This window comes from Maribacter confluentis (assembly GCF_030505015.1).
Lineage (GTDB): Bacteria > Bacteroidota > Bacteroidia > Flavobacteriales > Flavobacteriaceae > Maribacter > Maribacter sedimenticola.
The window spans coordinates 2,284,692-2,308,460 of record NZ_JAUKUC010000001.1 but is presented as its reverse complement, the minus strand read 5'-3'; the positions used below and the strand labels follow the sequence as shown (position 1 = coordinate 2,308,460).

Annotated in this window: 24 protein-coding genes; 9 read left to right on the top strand and 15 right to left on the bottom strand. The window is 37.6% G+C overall.

Annotated features, from left to right (window positions below; genetic code table 11):
• The first annotated feature begins 45 nt into the window (after positions 1-45).
• Together Q2T41_RS10105 and Q2T41_RS10100 are read left to right on the top strand one after the other, a co-directional pair.
• Positions 46-591, top strand: a complete 546-nt coding sequence (locus tag Q2T41_RS10105; RefSeq protein ID WP_304435978.1) for a type 1 glutamine amidotransferase domain-containing protein — start codon at positions 46-48, stop codon at positions 589-591.
• Between the two features lie 83 nt (positions 592-674).
• Positions 675-1,835 carry a methionine aminotransferase gene (locus Q2T41_RS10100; protein ID WP_304435977.1) on the top strand — a complete coding sequence of 387 codons (1,161 nt, stop codon included), beginning with the start codon at positions 675-677 and terminating at the stop codon, positions 1,833-1,835.
• Here Q2T41_RS10100 and Q2T41_RS10095 read toward each other — a convergent pair.
• The 9 genes from Q2T41_RS10095 to trhO all read right to left on the bottom strand — a co-directional run bounded on the left by Q2T41_RS10095 (position 1,828) and on the right by trhO (position 11,250).
• On the bottom strand, positions 1,828-2,976 hold the full coding sequence (locus Q2T41_RS10095) for a serine hydrolase domain-containing protein (RefSeq protein ID WP_304435976.1): 1,149 nt from the start codon (positions 2,974-2,976) through the stop codon (positions 1,828-1,830). The two genes, Q2T41_RS10100 and Q2T41_RS10095, sit on opposite strands and share 8 nt — an antisense overlap.
• Positions 2,977-2,988: 12 nt before the next feature.
• Entirely contained in the window at positions 2,989-3,516 is a 528-nt protein-coding gene (locus Q2T41_RS10090) for a GNAT family N-acetyltransferase (RefSeq protein ID WP_304435975.1), read from the bottom strand.
• 115 nt (positions 3,517-3,631) lie between these two features.
• Positions 3,632-4,000 (bottom strand): hypothetical protein, encoded by a 369-nt coding sequence (locus Q2T41_RS10085; protein WP_304435974.1) that lies wholly within the window; start codon positions 3,998-4,000, stop codon positions 3,632-3,634.
• 497 nt (positions 4,001-4,497) lie between these two features.
• The gene (locus Q2T41_RS10080; RefSeq protein ID WP_304435973.1) at positions 4,498-5,154 is read right to left on the bottom strand and encodes a CoA transferase subunit B; all 657 of its coding nucleotides are present in this window, start codon (positions 5,152-5,154) and stop codon (positions 4,498-4,500) included.
• A 4-nt stretch (positions 5,155-5,158) separates the two neighbouring features.
• Positions 5,159-5,857 (bottom strand): CoA transferase subunit A, encoded by a 699-nt coding sequence (locus Q2T41_RS10075; protein WP_304435972.1) that lies wholly within the window; start codon positions 5,855-5,857, stop codon positions 5,159-5,161.
• Between the two features lie 106 nt (positions 5,858-5,963).
• On the bottom strand, positions 5,964-8,312 hold the full coding sequence (locus Q2T41_RS10070; protein WP_304435971.1) for a transglycosylase domain-containing protein: 2,349 nt from the start codon (positions 8,310-8,312) through the stop codon (positions 5,964-5,966).
• A gap of 2 nt (positions 8,313-8,314) precedes the next feature.
• Positions 8,315-8,800, bottom strand: a complete 486-nt coding sequence (locus tag Q2T41_RS10065) for a gliding motility lipoprotein GldH (protein ID WP_089258478.1) — start codon at positions 8,798-8,800, stop codon at positions 8,315-8,317.
• Positions 8,793-9,974 (bottom strand): PSP1 domain-containing protein, encoded by a 1,182-nt coding sequence (locus Q2T41_RS10060; protein ID WP_304435970.1) that lies wholly within the window; start codon positions 9,972-9,974, stop codon positions 8,793-8,795. Before Q2T41_RS10060 ends, Q2T41_RS10065 begins: the two co-directional genes overlap by 8 nt.
• A gap of 244 nt (positions 9,975-10,218) precedes the next feature.
• Positions 10,219-11,250, bottom strand: coding sequence for an oxygen-dependent tRNA uridine(34) hydroxylase TrhO (gene trhO / locus Q2T41_RS10055; protein ID WP_304435969.1), 1,032 nt, complete (start codon positions 11,248-11,250; stop codon positions 10,219-10,221).
• 354 nt (positions 11,251-11,604) lie between these two features.
• Here trhO and recA point away from each other — a divergent pair, with 354 nt between their 5' ends.
• The 4 genes from recA (at position 11,605) to Q2T41_RS10035 (ending at position 15,255) form a co-directional block, all read left to right on the top strand.
• On the top strand, positions 11,605-12,612 hold the full coding sequence (gene recA, locus Q2T41_RS10050; protein WP_089258472.1) for a recombinase RecA: 1,008 nt from the start codon (positions 11,605-11,607) through the stop codon (positions 12,610-12,612).
• Positions 12,613-12,690: 78 nt separating this feature from the next.
• A complete protein-coding gene (locus tag Q2T41_RS10045) occupies positions 12,691-13,116 on the top strand; it encodes a hypothetical protein (protein ID WP_245838723.1) in 426 nt (141 codons plus the stop codon).
• A gap of 15 nt (positions 13,117-13,131) precedes the next feature.
• Positions 13,132-13,698 carry an RNA polymerase sigma factor gene (locus Q2T41_RS10040; protein WP_304435968.1) on the top strand — a complete coding sequence of 189 codons (567 nt, stop codon included), beginning with the start codon at positions 13,132-13,134 and terminating at the stop codon, positions 13,696-13,698.
• A 33-nt stretch (positions 13,699-13,731) separates the two neighbouring features.
• Positions 13,732-15,255, top strand: coding sequence for a hypothetical protein (locus Q2T41_RS10035; RefSeq protein WP_304435967.1), 1,524 nt, complete (start codon positions 13,732-13,734; stop codon positions 15,253-15,255).
• Here the strand turns inward: Q2T41_RS10035 and Q2T41_RS10030 are convergent.
• Positions 15,252-15,992 (bottom strand): lysophospholipid acyltransferase family protein, encoded by a 741-nt coding sequence (locus Q2T41_RS10030; protein WP_304435966.1) that lies wholly within the window; start codon positions 15,990-15,992, stop codon positions 15,252-15,254. The genes Q2T41_RS10035 and Q2T41_RS10030 overlap by 4 nt on opposite strands.
• A 70-nt stretch (positions 15,993-16,062) precedes the next feature.
• On the opposite strand from Q2T41_RS10030, the gene trpS reads away from it, so the two are divergent.
• On the top strand, positions 16,063-17,031 hold the full coding sequence (gene trpS, locus Q2T41_RS10025) for a tryptophan--tRNA ligase (protein WP_304435965.1): 969 nt from the start codon (positions 16,063-16,065) through the stop codon (positions 17,029-17,031).
• A gap of 181 nt (positions 17,032-17,212) precedes the next feature.
• Here the strand turns inward: trpS and dprA are convergent, their stop codons facing one another.
• Positions 17,213-18,331, bottom strand: a complete 1,119-nt coding sequence (gene dprA / locus Q2T41_RS10020) for a DNA-processing protein DprA (protein ID WP_304435964.1) — start codon at positions 18,329-18,331, stop codon at positions 17,213-17,215.
• Between the two features lie 92 nt (positions 18,332-18,423).
• On the opposite strand from dprA, the gene Q2T41_RS10015 reads away from it, so the two are divergent.
• Positions 18,424-19,386, top strand: a complete 963-nt coding sequence (locus Q2T41_RS10015; protein ID WP_304435963.1) for an HU domain-containing protein — start codon at positions 18,424-18,426, stop codon at positions 19,384-19,386.
• 59 nt (positions 19,387-19,445) lie between these two features.
• Entirely contained in the window at positions 19,446-19,961 is a 516-nt protein-coding gene (locus tag Q2T41_RS10010; RefSeq protein ID WP_304435962.1) for an acyl-CoA thioesterase, read from the top strand.
• On the opposite strand, the gene Q2T41_RS10005 is transcribed toward Q2T41_RS10010, so the two are convergent.
• Genes Q2T41_RS10005 through Q2T41_RS09990 form a run of 4 tightly spaced genes read right to left on the bottom strand, consistent with a single transcriptional unit; the run spans position 19,958 to position 23,767 of the window.
• Positions 19,958-20,803, bottom strand: a complete 846-nt coding sequence (locus tag Q2T41_RS10005; RefSeq protein ID WP_304435961.1) for an aldo/keto reductase — start codon at positions 20,801-20,803, stop codon at positions 19,958-19,960. The genes Q2T41_RS10010 and Q2T41_RS10005 overlap by 4 nt on opposite strands.
• A gap of 10 nt (positions 20,804-20,813) precedes the next feature.
• Complete coding sequence (locus Q2T41_RS10000; protein WP_304435960.1) at positions 20,814-21,986, bottom strand: murein hydrolase activator EnvC family protein; 1,173 nt, start codon at positions 21,984-21,986, stop codon at positions 20,814-20,816.
• 54 nt (positions 21,987-22,040) lie between these two features.
• On the bottom strand, positions 22,041-22,826 hold the full coding sequence (gene lolB1, locus Q2T41_RS09995; protein WP_304435959.1) for a lipoprotein insertase outer membrane protein LolB1: 786 nt from the start codon (positions 22,824-22,826) through the stop codon (positions 22,041-22,043).
• Complete coding sequence (locus tag Q2T41_RS09990) at positions 22,826-23,767, bottom strand: tetratricopeptide repeat protein (protein ID WP_304435958.1); 942 nt, start codon at positions 23,765-23,767, stop codon at positions 22,826-22,828. Before Q2T41_RS09990 ends, lolB1 begins: the two co-directional genes overlap by 1 nt.
• Positions 23,768-23,769: the final 2 nt, after the last annotated feature.

The following is a 23,769-nucleotide window of genomic DNA, read 5'->3' as shown; positions in this document are numbered from 1 at the left end:
ATTTGGTATCAAACAAATTATTAATCTATTAAAACAATATATATTATGAAGAAGATAGCAATTTTAGCTACAAATGGTTTTGAGGAAAGTGAATTAAAATCTCCAAAGGAAGCAATGGAAAATGAAGGTTTTATGGTAGACATTGTAAGTTTGGAAAAAGGGGAGATAAAAGGATGGGCAGACGGAAATTGGTCCAATAGCTATACCGTAGACAAAATTTTAAATGAAGTGAGGGCCGAAGATTATAATGCCTTGGTTTTACCGGGTGGAGTAATCAATCCAGATTTGCTAAGAAGGGAAGAAACAGCTTTAAGTTTTGTACGTGACTTCTTTAAATTGAAAAAACCTGTAGCAGCAATCTGTCATGCTCCATGGACTTTAATCAGTGCTGGTGTAGTTAAAGGGCGCAAAATGACCTCTTTTAACTCCATTAAAGATGACTTGGTAAATGCAGGGGCCAATTGGGTAGACCAAAAGGTTGTTGTTGATGAAGGTTTTGTAACAAGTAGAAATCCAGATGATTTGCCGGCTTTTAATTCTAAATTGATAGAGGAGATAAAAGAAGGAAAACATGAAATGCAACATGCATAATTCATGGTATTGGAATAAAAAAGGCCCAACCTTGAGGTTGGGCCTTTTTTATGTACATTTTTGAATTTCTTACATTTACTACCATGGAATATAGTTCACATATAGGCAACCCTAAATTACCTAAAGTAGAAACCACAATTTTTACGACCGTAGGAAATCTAGCCAGAAAGTATAATGCAATAGACCTGTCCCAAGGATTTCCCAATTTTGAAGCGGACCGGACATTGATGTCTTTGGTAAATGATGCCATGCAACATGGTCATAACCAATATGCCCCTATGCAAGGGTATTATGGACTTAGGGAAGTGATCTCAGAAAAAATAGCACAGTTGCATGGTCATAGCTATAGTCCGGAACGTGAGATAACTATTACTGTGGGGGCCACTCAAGCTATCTTTACGGCCATTACGGCATTTATTCATAAAGGTGATGAGGTAATTGTCATAAAGCCGGCTTACGATTGTTACGAGCCTGCTATTAGGTTAAATGGTGGAATACCCGTATATCTTCAATTAAATGCTCCCGATTATAAAATAGATTGGCATCTTTTCCGGCAACAATTAACCGATAAGACCAAAATGGTCATCATCAACACTCCACATAATCCCAGTGGTACAATTTTGTCAAAAATGGATATGGAACAATTAGAAGCAATTTTAAAGCCGACCAATGTTATTTTATTAAGTGATGAAGTTTATGAACATATTATTTTTGATGGGGCAGATCATGAAAGTGCTTCAAAATTTCCGGGTTTAGCAAATAGAACCTTTGTATGCGCTTCCTTTGGAAAAACTTTTCATGTTACCGGATGGAAAATGGGGTATTGTGCTGCGCCGGAAAGCCTTATGGCTGAATTCAGAAAAGTACATCAATTTGCTGTTTTTTGTGTTGACCATCCAGTACAACGCGCAATGGCAACCTATCTAAAAAATGCATCGCACTATTTAGAATTGAATGATTTTTACCAGAAAAAACGTGATTTCTTTCTAGATGGGATAAAATCGTCTAAATTTAAATATAAACCTTCCCAAGGCACCTATTTTCAACTATTGCAATACACTCCCTTAACTAAGGAAAGAGATGAAGTATTGGCAGAACGCCTTATAATAGAAAGCGGATTGGCTTCTATACCTATATCTTCCTTCAATGTAGCTAATAGAAATGATTATATGCTTAGGTTTTGTTTTGCCAAAAAGAAAGAGACATTGGAAAAAGCGGCAGAAATATTATGCAACCTTAATTAAATGCCGAGTTGATTTTAGTCATGAAATCCCCAATTTTGTTCGGTTCTAACCAACGTGTAACAACGACCATATTATGGGTTTTATCAATCACGATAAAATTTCCTCCAAAACCTGCGGCGTAATAAATATCTTCAGATAGACCTTGCCAATGCCTTTCACCTTTTTTGTTAAGCCACCACATAAACCCATAATTTACATTAGGAATAGACGGTTTGGTAGCTTTTTTAATCCAATTGGATGAAACTAATTGTTCATTTTGCCATTTTCCATTATTTAAAAATAGAAGACCGAAACGTGCCATGTCCTCTGCATTTATAAATATACCTGCTCCGGAATGCCCACCCCCAGTAACTGATTTCATTTGCAAACCGTCAATTTCTGTCCAAGCATTATCATAACCAAACCACCGCCATGTAGAAGAAGCCCCAATTTTATCCATGATATGTTCTTTTAATACAAGTGGCATAGGTTTACGCCAAACATGGGTCAAAGCATAGGCAAGTACGTTAACCCTAACATCGTTATACTCCATGACGGTACCAGGCTCTTTTGGGGTATCCAGTTTCCAATCATCAATACCCCCGTTCCGTGGTGGCCTATCTGCCCAGTCCTTACCTCCCCAAAGTTCACCAGACCAAGCGGAATTTTGCTGCAATAAATGTTCCCAGGTAATCTTAGCATTGTGTGCCCCATCAAAGGTGCCGTCCCAAATATAATCGCCAACCAAATCTTTAGTATCCCGTATCAACCCTTTATCCTCGGCCAGACCAGCCATTGTACTTAAAAAGCTTTTAGTAACGCTAAAGGTCATATCCACTCTTTTGATATCTCCCCATTGCGCAACTATGTAACCATCTTTAATGATCAATCCGGCCGGGCCTCCCCGTTTTTTGGTAGGTCCTATAATCTGATGGAAGGGCTCGCGCTCAAAACCCTTTAATATAGCAATTCTTAAATCTCTGGATCCAGAATATTCATTGGCTTCTGCGAAAGCAACCGCTGAATTTAACTTTGACTCATCTATATGAAAATCATTTGGTGACCGTTGTTCCCATCTTGAATGGGCATTTGGAAAATAAGGTTGTTGTGTATTGCCTATAAAACCGAACAGTAGACATAACGTAAAAAAACTGATTTTCATTACCGTAAATTTTTATAACAAGGTACTTAATTTAAAACCCATTAACCAATCTGTCTGTTGGTCAGATCCAATTAAGTATGGATGTGTCCCAAACTTTACGAAACCGTTATTTTGATAAAAATTTATGGCCTTTGTATTGTTTTCCCACACCCCTAACCATAATCGCTCTTTATGTTTAACTAGAGGTAGACGTTTTATAAAGTTCAATATTTTCTTGCCCAGACCCTTACCTTGATATTGTGGTAAAACATATATGCGTTCAAGTTCAATATAATCGGCTTTTTTAATATCTGTTTGCGCACTATTAATATTAAGTTTAAAATAACCGACAATGTTGTCCTTTATTCGTGCGAAATAAAAGAAACTATTTTCATCAAGAAGCTCTTCTTTAATTTTTTCAAGGGCAAAGGCAGATGAAATATAGTTCTTAAAATCTTGAGGATTGTTATCCTTTTCAAAGGCAGCAATAAATGTCTGCTCTGATATTTCCTTTAATGATTTCAGGTCAGTTAACGTACATAGGGTATAGTTAAGTTCCATAGTACGAATATAAAAAAAGGAGCAAATTTCTTTGCTCCTAATCGGGGGAAATATAAACTATAGTTTAGATGGGCATTCCACGGTTAATTCATTATAAATAATTATAAAACTATTTTTAGTTGGTCTTAAGGGCAAAAATATTGCCTTGTGAACGTATGAGCATGGTACCTTCCTCTGTCTCTTTCATTTCCAGAACATCATTAGGAAAATCCGTTCCGGGATAGCTAACTATATAATGACCGTTTTCATATGTCCATTTAAAATCGGTCAGAAATACAATTTGACCCTCTTTATACCCATGAAATCTACCTAGATATACATCATTAAAGATATATTCCTCATTATCTATGACCATTTTGTTTGTATTTGTAGCGGTTTTGACCGTGTGTTTCCAAATACCTATAATTGGATCATTATTTTCCTCAATTTTGGAACAGGACGCAAAAAATATTGTCAGTATCAGGCAATTCAACAAGAGCTTCATATTAGGTTAAGTTTATAGCGCGATTTGGGATTCACTCTAAATTACATTTCAAATATATGTAGTCTTTTTCTTACATTTTAATTTATGTGGTCAATCGCTTAAAACTTGTTGTGAAATCTAAATATTTAGAATGGCAACGTTCAACAACCTAATATTAGGGCTCGGTACAATTTTGAAAAATAAAAAAAGAGCAAAAAAAAAGAGCGACTCAAAAAGTCGCTCTTTACATTTTGTTAAAAGTAATTTATATCATAAATAACTTTTTTGTAAGTCTCAAGAAACCGCTGATAAAATCGTTACGGTAAACTTGTACTTTTTCCTCAGAAGCAATGTGGTTAATTTGGGAGTTCATGTGGTTTTACTGTATTAAAAGGTTATCTGGTTATTTTACATCTTAAAGATACAATATAACTCCGTTATTTTTAAAATTATTGTTGTGTAGTCTTTACCTAATGTGGTATAAAATATAAAAATCAAATTTCATCGCCCAATGAACCTTATTGAATATTCATTTCGGGAACATTGCCATTAACGATCAAGACACCTTCCGTTGCTTCCCTAATTTCATCTACAGAAACTCCTGGAGCACGTTCCAACAATAAAAAACCATTTTCAGTAACTTCTAGCACAGCCAAATTGGTCACTATTTTCTTTACACAACCTACACCGGTTAAAGGTAAGGTACATTGCTTCAATAATTTAGATTCTCCAGCCCTGTTCGTATGCATCATTGCTACGATAATATTTTCTGCAGATGCGACCAAGTCCATAGCGCCGCCCATGCCTTTGACCATTTTACCCGGAATTTTCCAATTGGCGATATCTCCGTTTTGCGCCACCTCCATGGCTCCTAATATCGTAAGATCTACATGCTTGCCCCTAATCATACCAAAACTAGTTGCAGAATCAAAAAATGATGCTCCTGGTAGGGCGGTAATGGTCTGTTTTCCTGCGTTAATCAAATCCGCATCCTCTTCTCCTTCAATGGGAAAAGGTCCCATACCCAAAATACCGTTTTCACTCTGAAATTCCACACTTATATCATCACGCACATAATTGGCCACCAATGTTGGGATACCAATGCCAAGGTTAACATAAAAGCCATCCTCTACTTCTTGTGCAATTCTTTTGGCAATGCCGTTTTTATCTAACATGGTTTTATTTTTGACGTACTGTTCGTTGTTCTATTCTTTTTTCGTAATCGGTACCTTGAAAAATGCGTTGTACAAAAATACCGGGAATATGTATTTGATTTGGGTCTAATTCCCCCGCTGGGACCAATTTTTCCACTTCCGCAACGGTAATAGTGGCGGCACCGCACATACAAGGGTTGAAATTTCTTGAAGTTCCCTTAAAAATTAGATTTCCCGCCACATCTCCCTTCCATGCTTTTACAAATGCAAAGTCAGCTTTGAACGCCTTTTCAAGAATATACATTTTACCATTGAACTCCCTGACCTCTTTTCCTTCTGCGACCTCCGTTCCGTAACCCGCGGGTGTATAAAAAGCCGGTATACCCGCTTGTGCGGCCCTGCATTTTTCCGCTAAGGTTCCTTGTGGTGTCAATTCAACTTCTAATTCGCCGCTAAGCATTTGTCGTTCAAACTCATCGTTCTCCCCAACATAGGATGAAACCATTTTTTTAATTTGATGTTGATGCAACAATAACCCTAGGCCAAAATCATCAACTCCCGCATTATTGGAAATACAGGTAAGATCTTTTACACCCAATCGTACCAATTCACTAATAGCGTTCTCAGGTATACCACATAGGCCAAAACCACCTAACATAAAGGTCATTCCGTCATGTATTCCTGCCAATGCATCACTTACATCTTTTACAGTCTTACGTATCATTTTCTTATTAATTATCTTGTCACTAATTTATCGATTAAAAATGGGACTTAATAAAAAAGTCTTAGCGAATGCTAAGACTTTCATAATATTTTATAGTTCAAATTTCTTAAAAATCAAGGTCTTCAAGGTCATCTTCAATATCATCTTCCTCCTTATTGGTAGCGGAAAACTTTTCACAGTCTATCTCAATTGACATATTCTCGGGCTTCTCAAAATCTCCCTTGGAAACCCCTAGTTCTTCATCCGCATAATTCTTGGTCATATATAACCCCCAAATAGGTAGAGCCATTGAGGCGCCCTGCCCATAGGTAATACTTTTAAAATGCACAGATCTCTCTTCGCCACCTACCCAAACACCGGTTACCAAGTTGGGTACCATGCCCATAAACCAACCATCACTATTATTTTGTGTAGTACCAGTTTTACCCGCAATAGGGTTCGTTAATTTATAAGGATACCCGGTAATGATCTCATCATACTCTCCTCTCCATTTATTAACTCCCGTTGTTCTCAATCGTGTACCGGAACCCCCTTGGGTTACCCCTTTCATCAAATCTAAAATTGCGTAAGAAACATCCTTGCTCAAAACATCCTTTGTTTCGGGTACATATTCATATAGAACAGTACCATCCTTGTTTTCTATACGTGTAACCATTACCGGTTTTACATAAACACCTTGGTTTGCAAATGCTCCATACGCACCTACCATTTCATACACATTGGCGTCCAATGTACCCAAGGCTATAGCAGGTACTTCCAGAATATCACCGGTAAGCCCTAGATTACGCACCATGCTTACTACAGATTTAGGTCCTACCTCATCAATTAATTGCGCTGTTACGGTATTTACGGAATTTGCCAAGGCCGTTTTTAATGTAAAACTCTTACCTGAATATTTTAAGTCCGAGTTTCTAGGGCACCAAGGTTCAATATTACCATGCTTGCCGGCTTCTATACAATATTGTGTATCTGGCCTAGTTTCGCAGGGAGATAATCTCAATTGATCTATAGCGGCAGCATACACAAAAGGTTTAAAGGTAGATCCGGCCTGCCTAGCTCCTTGGATAACATTATCATATTGAAAATGTTTATAATTTATGCCCCCCACCCAAGCCTTTACATGGCCTGTCTGAGGTTCCATGGACATCATTGCCGTTCTTAAAAAAGTTTTGTAATAACGAATGGAATCCATTGGGGTAAGTACGGTATCCTTTTCCTTTGTATCACTGTTCCAATCAAAAACAGTCATTTCCGTTTTTTTGTTAAAAGACTCGCGAATCTCCTTTTCAGATTTTCCGGCCTCTTTCATAATACGCCACCTCTCCGATGTTTTCATGGCCCGTTCCATAATCATGGTGGTTTCCTCTGGTGTAATATCCGAAAAAGGTGTGGTCTTGTTCCTAGCAGGGGTATTTTGGTTAAAGAATTCTGCTTGAAGTTTGGTCATATGCTCCTCAACGGCCTCTTCCGCATTGGCTTGCATCTTTGAATCTATGGTCGTGTAAATCTTTAGGCCGTCCAAATAAAGGTTGTAACGGTCACGCCCCCCATCTATAGCAGGCTTAGGATTCTTTTCGATCCACTCCTTCATAAAACGTTGCAGGTACATTCTAAAATAGGTGGCCAAACCTTCCCTATGGTTTTCAGGATTAAAATTAATATCCATTTTTAGGGCTTGTAGGGAATCTTTCTCTACTGGGGTAATGTAATCGTATTTGGCCATTTGGGCAAGTACTACATCTCTCCTATTCTTGACCATTTCTTCCCTTCGTAGTGGGTTGAACAACGATGAATTCTTGAACATACCCACCAACATGGCAGATTCCTCTGTTTTAAGATCTTTTGGTTCTTTGCCAAAATAGATACGTGCCGCTGATCTAATTCCGTCTGCATTATTACCAAAATCATAAATATTAAAATACATACTTATAATCTCTTCCTTGGTATAACTACGCTCTAACCGGATTGCCAAGACCCATTCCTTTATTTTCTGCTTTATGGCATCGAACTTACTTCTGGAACGCACACCTACAAAAAGTTGTCTTGCCAACTGTTGAGATATGGTACTTGCCCCACCTTTGCTACCTAAATATGCAAAAGCCCTAACCGTACCCCTAGCATCTATTCCAGAATGGTCTCTAAAACGGGCATCTTCGGTTGCGATCAATGCATTGACCAAATTATCTGGCAGATCTTCAAATTTTACATCCGTGCGGTTATCGTCCAAATAAAATTTTCCTAATAGCGTACCATCGGAAGAAATAATCTGCGAAGCCAAATTGGTCTGCGGGTTTTCTAGATATTCATATGGTGGCAATTCTCCGAACAAGCCCCAAGAAGCCGATAGAAATATTAGGGCTACCAAGGCAAAGCCTGAAATGAATAAAATCCAAAACCATAAAATGAATTTGGTGAAACTATTGTTCGTTACTTTCTTTTTAACCGCTTTTGCCATAATTACGGATTGTTTTTTGTTACTTCTATTCCTACGTCTGTTATACCTTCAAGGCCAATAATACCAGTAACACTGCCATTTTTACGCATTGCGTGCGAAACCTCTATAGTATATACGCCAGAAGACCCAAAAACGATGTCTTCCTTATACCATAATTTATTTTCCTTGACACTACCACTTCCTTTTCCTAACCACGTGCCGTCCGGTAAGGCCATAGCATATTCCAACGTATCTTTCGTTACCTCACCTTCCGGAGTTGTCATTGCAGCAATGATAAATAGATTGCTATATGGATATTTAGTATCATTGCGCACATTTATAAATATATTATGCGGTTGTACCGTATCATTGGTCTCAACAGAAAATTCAAGAACATTGTCCTTGTCCCAAACACCGTCCTTTAAAGATTGGTATTCTGACTGTACGATATTGGAATTACAGGAGGAAATAAACATTACCGCCAAAATGCAAAAAGATAGATTACGCATTTTTTTGATTTCTTTTACGATTTCTGTTCTTGTTCTTATTTCGGTTTCTATTCTTGTTCTTATTTCTAGTGTTCTTGCCCTTGGGCTTATCAAAACGGGTTAAGCTATCTTGACCTACAACATTTTCAAAAACCACTTTTTCTTCTACATTGACATCAATTGCATACATTTCCAAACTAGCAACTTTTTCCTTCTTTTTATTCTTGGCCAAAATTGTATTCACTTGGTCCTTGGTAAGAACATGCCAGTTGCCCGGGTCTTCTTTATAGGAAAACCACAACATTTCCTTAAAAATATCTGTCTTCTGACAAAATGCCAATCCCTTATCGGTAAATAATTTGGTGTCTTGGGAAGGAAAATCCTTTAGGGCGTCCAAATATACGTCCAACTCATAGTTAAGGCAACATTTGAGTTTACCACATTGTCCTGCCAATTTCTGTGGATTTAGGGATAATTGTTGGTAACGTGCCGCAGAAGTACTCACCGATCTAAAGTCCGTAAGCCATGTAGAACAACATAGTTCCCTACCACAAGAACCAATTCCTCCCAGACGTTGGGCTTCTTGACGGTAACCTATTTGGCGCATTTCAATACGTATACCAAAAGCTTTTGCCATATCCTTTATGAGCTGGCGAAAATCTACGCGTTCATCTGCGGTGTAATAAAATGTGGCCTTGGAACCATCTCCCTGAAATTCCACATCTGAAATTTTCATCTGAAGTTTAAGGATAATGGCAATTTCGCGCGCTCTCTTTTTAATCTCCTCCTCCCTATTTCGACATTTTTGCCAAATATCGATATCTTTTTGTGTGGCCTTACGGTAGATTTTAGAAGCGCTTGTTTCGTCAAAAGATTCCTTTTTTCGCTTCATCTGTACCCTTACCAGTTCTCCCGTTAGGGTAACCATACCAATATCATGCCCGGATTGGGCCTGTGTGGCAACAATATCGCCAATAGAAAGTGAAAGATTTTCGGTATTCCTGAAAAATTCCTTCCTGCTATTCTTAAATCTTACCTCAACAAAATCGAATGGCCGTTCCCCGTTGGGGAGCGACATATTTGAAAGCCAGTCAAAAACTGTCAGTTTATTGCAACCATCTGTACCGCAAGTACCGTTATTCTTGCATCCCTTTGGTTGTCCATCCTTACCGGTAGAACAACTACTACAACCCATATTATATATATTGATTTGGCCGAATTTTTAAAAATTCACCAAAAAAGGTTCATAAAAAACTTATAGGTAAAGATACAGTTTTTTTAATGTGATATGAAAGCATAGTTTATGGCCATCATTTAATAAAGTTACCAGAGACGGGCCTTTAACAACGCAATTACTATTTACCTACTCTACATTTCTTTCCTAATAAAATAAAGCTGATTTAAGCGCAAATCCTGTATTTTACTATATAGTACACACATTACTTTTTAAACTTAAGCACTTTTGACCGACCTTTTTTAAAAACTTTATTACTGACCACTTTACCTTTTCTTAAAGCCTTTTGTTCTTCATAAGGTAATTCATGAATTTCCTTACAAGCGTCTGAACAACAGCTGTTCATCTTTTCCTCACAACTTTTACATTGTATGAATAGTAAATGGCAAGCTTCATTGGCGCAATTGACATGGTCATCGCAAGGTGCACCACATTGGTGACAATTGGCAATAATATCATCACTTATACGCTCGCCCCTTCTATGGTCGAACACAAAATTCTTGCCCTTAAATTTATTTTCAAGTTTCTTCTTTTCAACTTGGCGCGTATACTCTATGATACCTCCTTCCAATTGATAAACCTGCTCAAATCCTTTATGTTTATAATAAGCACTGGCTTTTTCACAGCGGATTCCGCCTGTACAATACATGACCAGTTTTTTATCCTTTTTATGGTCTGCCAAATCCTGCTCAATAATATCCAATGAATCCCTAAATGTATCTACGTCAGGTGTTATTGCATTTTTAAAGTGACCTATTTCACTTTCGTAATGATTGCGCATATCTACCAATACGGTGTCAGGGTCTTCAATAAGTTCGTTGAACTTTTCTGCATCTACATGAATGCCTTTATTGGTAACATCAAAAGTATGGTCGTTTAGTCCATCTGCTACAATTTTATGCCGCACTTTCACCTTTAATTTTAAAAAAGAAAGATTGTCCTGCTCAATGGCAATGTTCAGGCGAACGTTTTCCAAAAAGGAAATGCTATCCAAATGCTGCTTGAATTTATCAAAATTCTCTGCCGGCACGGATAATTGTGCATTAATTCCTTCATGAGCGACATAGATTCTTCCTAGGACCTCCAGTTCGTTCCAATGAATGAACAGATGGTTTCTAAATATTTCCGGATTGCCAATATGTGCATAGGTGTAGAAAGAAATGGTTAGGCGCTCCTTACCCGCTTCTTCAATTAAAGCGGCTCTTTCTTTTGCACTTAATGTATTGTACAGTTGCATGCTATACCAATAGTTTTAAGTTAAAAAAATAAAGTAAGGTGCAAAAGTAAACATTATTAAGAAATCAAAAGATATAGTGACCGTCCAGCGGTAGGTCATAAAAAGAGCCTAGGTGCATCTAGGCTCTTTTTGACTATTCCATTTTCTTTCTTCTTCATAGCATTCTTTCAGAACATAAAAAAAAGGAAATAGCCACCAGTAGTCCGTTGACACTAAAACAACGGATAATATTTTTATTGAACTACGTTCAATTTTAAATAAGATGCCTAAAGATTAAAATGGTTGCGTTATCAGATTCATAATTATACAATTCAAAAAAGAAATGGTAAATTAGCCTTCCAAAAAAATCAAAAAATGAGTTCGGAAAAAGAAGCAAAATTAAAAGCATTAAAGTTGACCCTTGACAAAATGGATAAGACCTATGGCAAGGGCGCTGTAATGAAAATGGGCGATAGTGTTGTTGCAGACGTTGAAGTAATACCTTCCGGCTCATTAGGATTGGATATTGCGTTAGGTGTAGGCGGATATCCTAGAGGTCGTGTAATTGAAATTTACGGACCGGAATCTTCGGGTAAGACCACATTAACCTTACACGCCATTGCCGAAGCCCAAAAAAATGGAGGAATCGCGGCATTTATAGATGCTGAACATGCATTTGATCGTTTCTATGCCCAAAAATTGGGTGTAGACATAGATAATTTAATTATTTCACAACCGGATAATGGTGAACAAGGTCTGGAAATAGCGGACAATTTAATTCGTTCGGGGGCTATTGATATTGTCGTTATTGATTCCGTAGCTGCCTTGACCCCAAAAAGTGAGATCGAAGGAGAAATGGGTGATTCTAAAATGGGACTTCATGCCCGTTTAATGTCACAAGCATTGAGAAAACTTACAGGATCGATCAGCAAGACCCATTGTACCGTAATTTTCATTAACCAATTGCGAGAAAAAATTGGGGTTATGTTCGGAAATCCGGAAACCACCACCGGTGGTAACGCCCTTAAGTTTTATGCTTCCGTTCGTCTGGATATAAGAAGGTCTACCCAGATCAAGGATACGGACGGTAATGTACAAGGTAACAAGACCAGGGTCAAAGTTGTAAAGAACAAGGTTGCACCCCCATTTCGTACAACAGAATTTGATATCATGTACGGGGAAGGCATTTCTAAGGTCGGTGAAGTAATTGACCTAGGTGTTGAATATGAAATTATCAAGAAAAGTGGATCGTGGTTTAGCTATGGTGATACCAAACTAGGTCAAGGTCGTGATGCCGTAAAAGGAATTTTACTGGATAATCCAGAACTATTTGAAGAACTGGACGGTAAAATTAGGGAAGCCATTAAAGCATTGAACGCTTAAAAGTCCATATATTAGAAAATCTCAATAGCATCTACGCAACCATTGCCAGCTATTTTCATCTTATGAAAAAATATTTATATGATGAGAACAAAATTTATGCTGTTGGCCGCATTGGTAGCTTTTTTAAGCAATGGTTGTTCACTAGATGACGATGCGCCAAACTTCCATTTTACCGCATTGGAGATTGTTGATGCAGAATTACCGGAATCCTTTGATTTTAACAGGACGTATGAAATCAAGGTCAATTATATAAAACCGGACAGTTGCACAAATTATGAGGGTTTTGATGTAATCAAGGATTCATTGACCGTTAGAAGTGTCGTTGCCATTGGTTCTGTAAGATTGGATGTTGATGACTGTACGGAGGAAGCAGTGGAGCAAACCGCTTCGTTCAACTTTACGGTTATATATAATGAACCCTATAAATTCAAATTTTATACAGGTGACAACAGCGAAGGCGAAGCTGAATATTTTGAAGTAATAGTGCCGGTAAACGAACCTTAATCTAATAATCCCTTTGTGAGTCTAGAAGAGCTCATACAAAATTGTAAAAAAAACGATCGTAAAGCACAGGAACTATTGTACAGGGCCTATGCAACGACCTTATATGGCATTTGCCTAAAATATTCCAATTCCAAGTCAGAAGCGGAAGATAGCCTTCATGATAGCTTTATGACCATCTATGATAAAATTGGCCAGTATAAGGGAAAAGGCTCTTTTGAAGGGTGGATCAAAAGAATAACCATAAATACGGTACTACAGAAATATAGAAGAGAAGAATATTTAAAAGTAGTTACCGATAATGTTGAGGAAGAGGTTACTATAGATGATGGGTATATTGACATCTGTCTTCAGACCTTGTTAAGGTATATTCAAGAATTACCTAATAAATATCGTACAACGTTCAATTTATATGTTCTGGACGGTTATACCCATAAAGAAATTAGCGAGCTACTTGGGACCTCTATAGGAACCAGCAAGTCCAATCTTGCAAGGGCCCGCACATTATTAAAAGAAAAAATAGAAGCAAAAGCTTCCCAATCAATTATTGGAATATTAATGCTGATAACAACACATGTTTTCTAATGACAATTGGTTGAAAACCTGAAATCTTAAAAGATGCAGAAAAAGAAATTAGACGAATTTTTCCAAGAAAAATTCTTGGACTTCAAGGAAACACCGGACAATAAGGTATGGCGTTCCATTGATGCGTCACTTGACAAAAAAAGTAAAAAGCGCGGTATACCCCTTTGGTGGCAAATAGGAGGTATAGCGGCCGCAATTACATTAGGGGTGTTTTTGCTTAATCCGTTTACGGAAAAGGAAAATTTACAGGAAATAATTGTGGATACCAATAAAAGTATTGACGATAAGGATTCCTTAAAAACTTTGGAAAATGGGTTGGATACTAATATAGAAACCGATGAAATTTTAGTTCAAGAGAACACTGCTGCCCAAGCACATTCACAAGTTGAAAGTAATGGGAGCGAAAGCCATATCAATAGCCAAAAAGCTTTGGTGCGGCAAAATGACGACCCTAATGACCTAGGTAACGAATCTAATGAAAAGTCTCAACTGGCAACCCATGACCAACAAATAAATAACAATACAGAAAAGACCCCTTCCGCATCAAAATTATTTGGTCAAAGAGCATATAGTGAACAAAGTTTGGCTAACACTACCATGAAGGAGAATCAGCAAGAACATTTACACGATCAAAAATTATCATCAGGGGATGTCCTTTTGACAAATAAGGCTCAAGACACCCAAAAAGAAATCGAGAAACAAGTGAAAGGCACTACCGTTCTAAATCCTGATGAAAATGCGGTAGCCGATAATATAGGGAAAAAATCCATTTTTGAGGAAATTCAAGAGCAGGATACAGAAGATAAAATTGTCGTAAACAAAAATAAATGGTCTGCCGGACCAAGTGTTGCCCCTGTATACTTTAATGCCGTTGGTAAAGGGTCACCCGTGAATTCAATTTTTGTTCCTAATTCTAAATCTGGTAATATCAATTTAAGTTATGGGGTTTCCGTAGCATATGCCGTTTCCAAAAAATTGACCATACGTTCAGGTATTAATAAGGTAGATTATGGATATAATACAGAGGATGTGGCATTTTCTTCTTCACAAAACGCTTTATCCGCAAACGGACAGCTTTCAACAATTGATTATGCCGAAACCTCAAGTTCATTGACCATTTCAAGTAAAAAGGTCACTTCAGATAAATTCAGCACTGCCACTACTTCTTTTGACGTAAGTGCAAAAACTGCTGCCAGGGAGGGTTTTATGTCGCAACAACTAGGCTATCTGGAATTGCCTTTGGAAATGAATTATGCACTAATGGACAAAAAATTTGGCATTGACCTTATTGGTGGTGTCAGCTCCTTATTTTTGATTGATAATGCGGTTTCATTGACCGCTGGTGAACTGACTACGGAAATAGGCAAGGCCAACAATATAAACAGTGTCAATTTTAGCGCCAACATGGGTTTTGGCCTAAATTACAAGTTCACCCCCAAGATCAGGTTTAATATTGAGCCTATTTTTAAATATCAACTAAATACTTTTTCTGAAATCAACGGTACGTTTAGACCATATTCCATAGGGGTATATAGCGGGGTTAATTTTAAATTTTAAAGCATCGATGTCAAATCCTTTAAAATTAACGTTCTTACCGTATTGCGTAAATTTACGGTATCGGTTACATTCAAATTTTTTGTAGTGATAAATGAATGGATTTTGGCCCTACATTTGCCAGGACCACCGCTAAAAAATGTAAAGGGGAAACGTTCTTTATTATCATAAAATGTCATAGGTACCACAGGAATTTGGTGCGCAATGGCCATTTTAAAGGCCCCGTCCTTAAATTTATCCAAAATGATATGCTCATCCGGAACCCCGCCTTCCGGGAAAATACAAATGCTTAAACCTTGTTGGAGCCTTTTTTGTGCCCTTCTGTAAACACCCGTTCTACTGCGCGAGTCCTCACGGTCTACCATAATGCAAACCCTCTTATAAAAAAACCCAAACAAAGGAATTTCAACCAATTCTTTCTTGCCTACAAATACAAACGGATTTTTACTGGTTACAAGCATCAACATGATATCCAACATACTGGTATGATTGGCTACGAGCATATAACTTTTTCCTTTCTTCAATTTTTCTTCATAGGTTATCTTAGGCCAACAAAACATACCGTACAAAATAGGTTTGGCCCAAAAATTACGGGCAAGCCAAAAAAATTGGGGGTACCAACGTTCTTTTGATGCGAATATGAGCAATATGGGAAAAAACAGGATAATAGGTACGGCAACCAAAATATAAAACCAGATCCGGTAGATACTTTGACCGATTTTAGATAACGTTTCAAGCATAAATCAAAAGTAGTTATTTAGGTTAGTTTTTTTGTATTTGTTTTACCTTTGCTTCTTAGAGAAAAAGCACATGGCAAGAATTTTAACAGGTATACAAAGTACGGGAACACCCCATTTAGGGAACATTTTAGGTGCTATAATACCAGCGATACAAATGGCTCAAAATCCAAAAAATGAATCTTTTTTATTCATTGCGGATATGCATTCCCTAACACAGATTAAAGAAGGGGCAACATTAAGGCAAAATACCTATGCTACGGCCGCTACTTGGTTAGCTTTTGGTTTGGATATTGAAAAAACCGTTTTTTATAGACAAAGTGATGTACCTCAGGTAACGGAACTCTCCTGGTATTTAAGTTGTTTTTTTCCTTACCAGCGTTTAACCTTGGCACACTCCTTTAAGGACAAGGCAGATAGGTTGGAAGATGTAAATGCAGGACTATTTACCTACCCGATGTTAATGGCCGCGGATATTTTACTTTATGATGCCAATATAGTTCCTGTTGGAAAAGACCAAATGCAGCATATAGAAATAACTCGCGATGTAGCCTCGCGTTTTCATGCACAATTAGGGGAAACATTTGTACTGCCCGAAGGAAAAGTTCAAGAGGAAACCATGTATATACCGGGTACAGATGGCTCAAAAATGAGTAAAAGCAAGGGCAATTTGATAAGCCTGTTTCAGACCGATAAGCAATTGAGAAAGCAGATCATGGGTATACAAACGGACAGCACGCCAATGGAAGATCCAAAGGACCCCACCAATGATAACGTTTTTGCACTTTATAAAATATTGGCAACGCAGCCCCAAATAGAAGAAATGAGTGCCAATTATCTAGCCGGTAATTATGGATACGGACATGCCAAACAAGCTTTGTATGAAGTAATCTTGAACAAATTTGAAGAACCACGCGAAAAGTTCAACTATTACATGAACCATCTAAACGAAATTGATGATGCTTTGGCACTTGGTGCCGAAAAGGCAGGTAAAATTGCAGATGGGGTGTTAGCTCGAGTGCGTGAAAAATTAGGATATTAAAAACTAACATCACCATATTGCAGAAACCACAAAACCGACTAAAAAGTCGGTTTTGTGGTTTCTTGGTCTGAGTAAGCCATTGAATTTAACGACATAATGCTCATTTTCAATGTTGTTACAACAATTTTTAAAATAGGTTTAAGAAAACTGGGATAGTACAGACCAAGTGGTTTGTAAAATCTTAGATGGCCTCAAATAATTTCCCGGGCAAAGGCCTAATCACCCCTTTCATTTCCATACTTAACAATGTAGATGAAGCTTTAAAAATAGGTAAGCTACAATCCAAGGCTATACTGTCCAACATCTGTTTACCGTTATTTTGCAAATAAGTATAAATACCTTGTTCGGTTTCATCTAGCTCTATAAAAAGTTGTTTTTGAATCGTCTTTTGTTTTTTTTCTTCAACTTCCCAATTCAATAAATAGACAAGGTCGGCCGCGGAGGTCATAACATGTGCCTTTTGTTGCTTTATTAAATTATTACATCCCAGGCTATATTTATCCGTAGTCCTACCGGGTACCGCAAAAACATCGCGGTTATATCCATTGGCAATATCGGCAGTTACCAAACTACCTCCTTTTTCTGCGGATTCAACTACCACGGTAGCCTCACTTATACCTGCTATAATACGGTTGCGTTTTAAAAAATTTTCCCGTTCAGGGTTGCTTGTACTCCAAAACTCAGTAAAAAAGCCTCCATTCTTAAGTACATCAGATTGGTATTTTGCATGTACTTTAGGATAGATTTGATTTAGTCCATGTGCAAGACATCCTATGGTCTGCAGGCCTTGATTTATGGCTTCCCGTTGAATACAAATATCTACACCATATGCAAAACCACTAACTATTATAGGGTTAAGCGGGGCAATATCAGCTATGAACTGTTCACAGAATGCTGTGCCATAACTGCTAATATTACGGGTTCCAACCACACTAATAATTTTTTGACGTTCTAAATCAATATTTCCTTTTTGAAATAATAGGATAGGGCCATCTATACAATGCTTTAGGTATGCAGGATACGTATCGTCCTTAAAATAGGAACATGAAATTTGTTGCGCTGTAATGTATTTGTATTCATCCTCGGCAGCCTCTTGGTGAATGCCATCGAATAAATGCTTGGTGGTATGGGTACCTATACCATCTATTTTTAATAAATTTTGTCGTTTCTCCTCAAATACTGCTGACGGGCTACCACAATGTGCAATTAATTTTTTGGAAAGGGTATCTCCTATATGTGGTACATGTTGCAATCTAAGAATTGCAATGAGTTCATCCGCAGTATGTTGTGTGGTATTCATTAATTGTTCACAAATTAGAGAAAAAAATATGTTAATAAAAACTTACCAAAGGTGTTTTTAAGCCCCTTATTTTTTTTCATATTTGCGCAAGTATGGTACTTGAACACTATATAAGCGATTTACTTTATAGGTACAACTGTGTGGTTGTCCCTGGATTTGGTGCGTTTTTGACACAGAGAACATCTGCAAAGATCAACCAAGATACCAATACATTTTTCGCACCCACTAAATTATTGGCATTCAATGGCCAATTGACCTCTAATGATGGATTATTGGCCTCTTATATTTCCGAAACCGACAGGATATCTTTTGAGGTTGCCCACAATTTTATTGAAGAGCAAGTAAAAAAATGGGAAAGGATCTTAGCTAATGAGAGTTCTTTGTTGGTAAAGAATATAGGTGTACTTAGCAGGAACAATGAAGGGTCTTTATTGTTTCAACCCGCTTCGGAAATAAATTACCTTACCTCTTCATTTGGGTTATCCAATTTTAGTTCCTTACCTATAACAAGAGAGGTATTAAAAGAGGAAATAGTAGAGCTTGAAGAAAATATACCACTTGTTATAACTTCGGAAAGAAGGCAAAGTACAGGTTTTAGACCCTATCTTAAATATGCGGCTGTATTATTATTGGCGTTTTCTACCGGTTTAACGGCATATAAAGTATTTGAAAAACAACGGACCAACGAGGAAGTTGCAAGGACAAACGCTAGGGAATATGTTACCAAACAAATACAGGAAGCTACTTTTTTTGACTTAACACCATTGGAACTGCCCACTGTTACGGTAGACGCAACAAATTCAAAGTTGCCTTCCGAAAAAGAAGGTGAAATGCATCATATCATTGCCGGTGCATTTAGAATAAAGGCAAATGCCGAAAGAAAAATAGAGGAATTAAAGGCCAAAGGATACAATTCTACCTATTATGGCACCAATAACTATGGATTACATGTGGTAACATACGAAAGCTTTTCAGATGCCACGGATGCATTGAACGCATTAAAGGAAATAAAGCGCGTACAGTCCAAGGATGCTTGGTTGCTATCCAAAAAATAACCTTTACAACATTTTCTTACCATCTTACATGACCGTATCTTTGCGGAAAAATTCAGTTGATGGAATCAAAGACACCTGCACAGTCAAGAACTACGATGACCGATATGGTACTACCCAGTGAGACCAATGCACTTCAAAATCTCTTTGGAGGCGAACTATTGGCACGTATGGACCGTGCCGCAAGTATTGCTGCAGGAAGACATAGCCGTAGAATAACCGTAACGGCATCCGTAAATCACGTAGCCTTTAATTTGGCCATACCTTTGGGCAGTGTAGTTACAGTAGAAGCAGCCGTTTCAAGAGCTTATAACACCTCTATGGAGGTTTATATAGATGTGTGGATAGAAGACCGTTACAACGGAAAAAAAACCAAGGCTAATGAGGCAATTTATACCTTTGTTGCCGTTGACGAGACGGGTAAACCAACAGAAGTGCCAGAATTACGTCCAGAAACGGAATTAGAACAAATACGTTATGAAGGTGCCCTAAGAAGAAAACAATTGAGTTTGGTCCTTGCGGGTAAGATGAAGCCGGATGATGCTACTGAATTAAAGGCACTGTTCACCAAAAATTAAAAATCAAAATTATCCGGGTCAGGGCCTGTGCGCTTACCATTTTCCAAGCTATCCAAATAGGCAATATCCTCCTTGCTCAATTCAAATTCGAAAATATCGGCATTAGACCTTATGCGTTCTGTATGAACAGATTTGGGTATGGCCACAATCCCTTTTTGTAAATTATAGCGTAGGATAACCTGTGCTACAGATTTAGCATATTTCTTTGCTAATTCATTACAAATCTCCAGTTTAAAAACTTCACCCTGCATAAATGGCGACCAAGATTCATATTGAATAGCATGGGCTCTACAAAAATCAATAAGGTCTTGTTGTACCACATGTGGATGAAATTCCATTTGATTCACCATAGGAACTACGGTACAATCCTCAAGGATATCCTCTAAATGATGTTGTAAAAAGTTACTGACCCCAATGGCCCTTATTCTTTTTTGGTTGTACAAATATTCCAATGCTTTCCAAGTTTCGGTATATTTACCCCGTACTGGCCAATGTATTAGATAGAGGTCTAGGTAATCCAAGCCCAAACGCTCTAGACTCTGCTCAAACGCTTTAATAGTACTTTCATAACCTTGATCATTGTTCCACACCTTGCTTACTACAAACAACTCGCTACGATCCACCTTACTTTCACGCAGGCCTTTTCCAACACCTTCTTCATTTTGGTAAATGGCTGCTGTATCTATATGGCGATACCCAATCTCTATTGCATTTTTAACCGCCTCAACTACTTCTTGTTCATTATCGGCCTGGTAGGTACCTAAGCCTAAATAGGGCATTTTTACACCGTTGTGTAAGGTAAACGACCCATTTAAATCCGTAATTGAAAATCTTTTTTCCATAAGCCAACTATTAAAGACGGTATACCCACTCCTCTGGGTTTAACCGTGAGGTATCTTGATATAAATAAAACTTTAACCGCGTTTGTCCATTGGACCGATTGGTATAAACAGTGCCCAATTCATCTTTAATGGAAACCCTATCCCCTTTTTTGACCGTTAATTCAGAAAGGTTATAGTATGTACTGATAAAATTACCGTGTTTTATTTGAACTCCTTTGTTACCTCCCGGAACGGCCAATATTGCAATGACCTCACCTTCAAAAATAGCCCGTGCTTTGGACCCCTCGTCCGTTGCAATGATTGCCCCGTTACTTTGGTGTTTTATGCCCGGATATACAGGATCGCTATAAATACCAAAACCCTGACTTTTAATTCCTTTTTCCACCGGCCAAATGAGTTTACCTTTGTTGGCCGAAAAATTATTGGCTACGATAGCTGCTTCTGGTGTCAACACAAACTTGCTTGTACTCTTGGAAGTACTACCAGATTTTTTGTTACTGGCGGCTATAGCGTTCCGTATCAAAAGCTCTATTTGCCTATCTATCTTCCTGGCTTCTTTCTTTTTGGCATCTATGGCACTTGCGTATTTACTTTCATTTTTACGGATCGTTCCCAATAATGCCTTTTGTGCCTGTATTTCTGCAAATAATTGGTTCTTAGCCTTTTTGTTCTGTGCCAGTAATACTTCCTTGACCTTGCGCTCCTCGTTTAAATCCGCATTAAGTCGCGCCAATTCCTCTGTCTTTGCCAATATTTGTGTCCCTTGCTCCTTTCTATAGTCCGTATATTGCTTCATGTACTGTAGACGCTTAAAGGCTTGAAAAAAACTTTCTGAGGACAATAAGAACATAAGTCTATTTTGTTTGGATTTGTTCTGATATGATTTTTGAATCATGGCTGCATACTCGTCCTTAACTTTTTGGAGCTCGGTTTTAAGCTTTCCTATATTCCTGATGTTTGTATTGATCTGCCTATTCAATAAATTGGACTGTTGATTGGTAACACGTATGAGTTGTTGTCTTACCGTAATCTTTTTGTCCAAGGCCTCCATTTGATCCAATACATTGCCTTTTTCCTTTTTTTCCGCAAATAGTAACCGGTTAATATCCCGAATCTCTGATTGCAACCGTTCACGTTTCTCCTCTAAAGCCTTTTGTTCAGTAGTCTGTGCATTACTGACCATTGACGCTAACAGTACAAAAAAAATGACGTGATGTCTAAGAAGGCTACACATTATTTATAGTTCTATTTCTTTAAAACCCTTTGGTATTGAATAAGGAAAATTTACCGCTCCGTTCAATTCTATATTTCTAAACTCTAACTTAATAGTGTTCTCACTATCCTTGGTCAACGCTTTAATATGGATTTCATTTGGTAAAATCTCATTATCGATTTTCTGATAATTTTGATAAGCAATTTGCAACAACCGTTGTTCCGATGGTTGTGATAGCTGTTGCAAGTTCATTTTAAAATTCTTAGGCTCTATCCTAAAGAGAATTTTATAAAGTGATCCCGGTAATTTAGGGGTAAGCCTATAGGTGTCCTCATCAATATCAATAGTATATTTTTCATCTCGCAAATCTAAAATTGCCTGTCCCAATAATAAGTTTTGAAGTATTGGAAAATCTACCTCTGTTCCCAATAAACTACTCAAATAAGAGAAGTCTCCATCAAAATATTCATTTTCAAGTTTGTTATAGAAAGATACGCGGTCTGGTGTAATATATGCTTTTACGATACCCAAAGGTGCGCTTAACCAGATTGCCTCATCCTTCTTCATGCGTAAACTAACCGATACACTTTGAGAGGATTCACCATCCGAATAATTAATCTTTACCCTACCGTTCAATGAGGCAAATTTACTGCCGTTAAGGTAATGCGATTTGATAACCGATTTAGCGGTCAATTTATCGTTTACCCTTCCCTCAGTTACCACTTTAGTGCTTTTGCATGATGTAACAAAGATTAAAAAAGCCATTAGCAATAATGCTTTTGAGCCAAATGTTTTCAATATTTCCATCATTAAGAACCAGATTTAATTTTACTAAGGTACATATTTGCTTTCGTCATATTGTCAAGTGCTTTATAGGCCACTGCTAACTCCGTATATATTAATCTTTGCAGAGAAACATCCTCAATAATATAATCCAAAGCTGTTTCTAAAGGTTCAAGGGCTTCTTCAAATTTTTGCATACGATTAAGTGCGGTACCATTGGCATAATAAAAATAAGGCTGCGTTGGGTAACTGTCCATAGCCTCTTTGGAAATCCGGAGCAAATCAACGGTGCTTGATTCGACATTGAGTAATTTTTTAAGGTTTTCCCTATAGCCTTCAACAGAACGTAATTCTTCATTGGATGTAATGGTTTCCGTACCTTTTACCACCGTACTGGTATTCTCATATTTAGCAATGGAATCCAAAATTCTACTTTGCAGATATGCATACTGACTAGGTTCCCTTAACTTATGCAGTACCTCCATTGCAGTTTTATAGCGGGCTTTTTTAAAATAAATCTCCGCAATATTCTTTCTCAACAAAAGATCGTTCCAAGGGATATCTTGCTTGACATTATCTAATGGGGATTTGCCTGTTTCCAAGACATCAATCAGTGTTTTGGCATACCAATAATTTTCAGGTTCCCCGTATATAGCTTCAATAGCATATTCTTGGGCAAGCATATATTGACTTTCATAAAGGTGAAATTTTGCCAATTCAAACGAAACCACAGTATTATTGGGCTGCATACGCTTACATTCTAAAAAATAGGCAATTGCCCGGTCATAATTACGAATGCCTTTTTGTTTTAATCCCTCAAAAAAGTTTTCTTGAAACGTATCTGAATATTCTTCCAAAAAAACTTCTGCACTTTCTTCTACCATAATTTGCTGTTCTTCTTGCGCATAGGCTTGTATGGTAGTACAACCACCTGTAGCTACTATTATCAAAAAGAACCATATTTTCATTA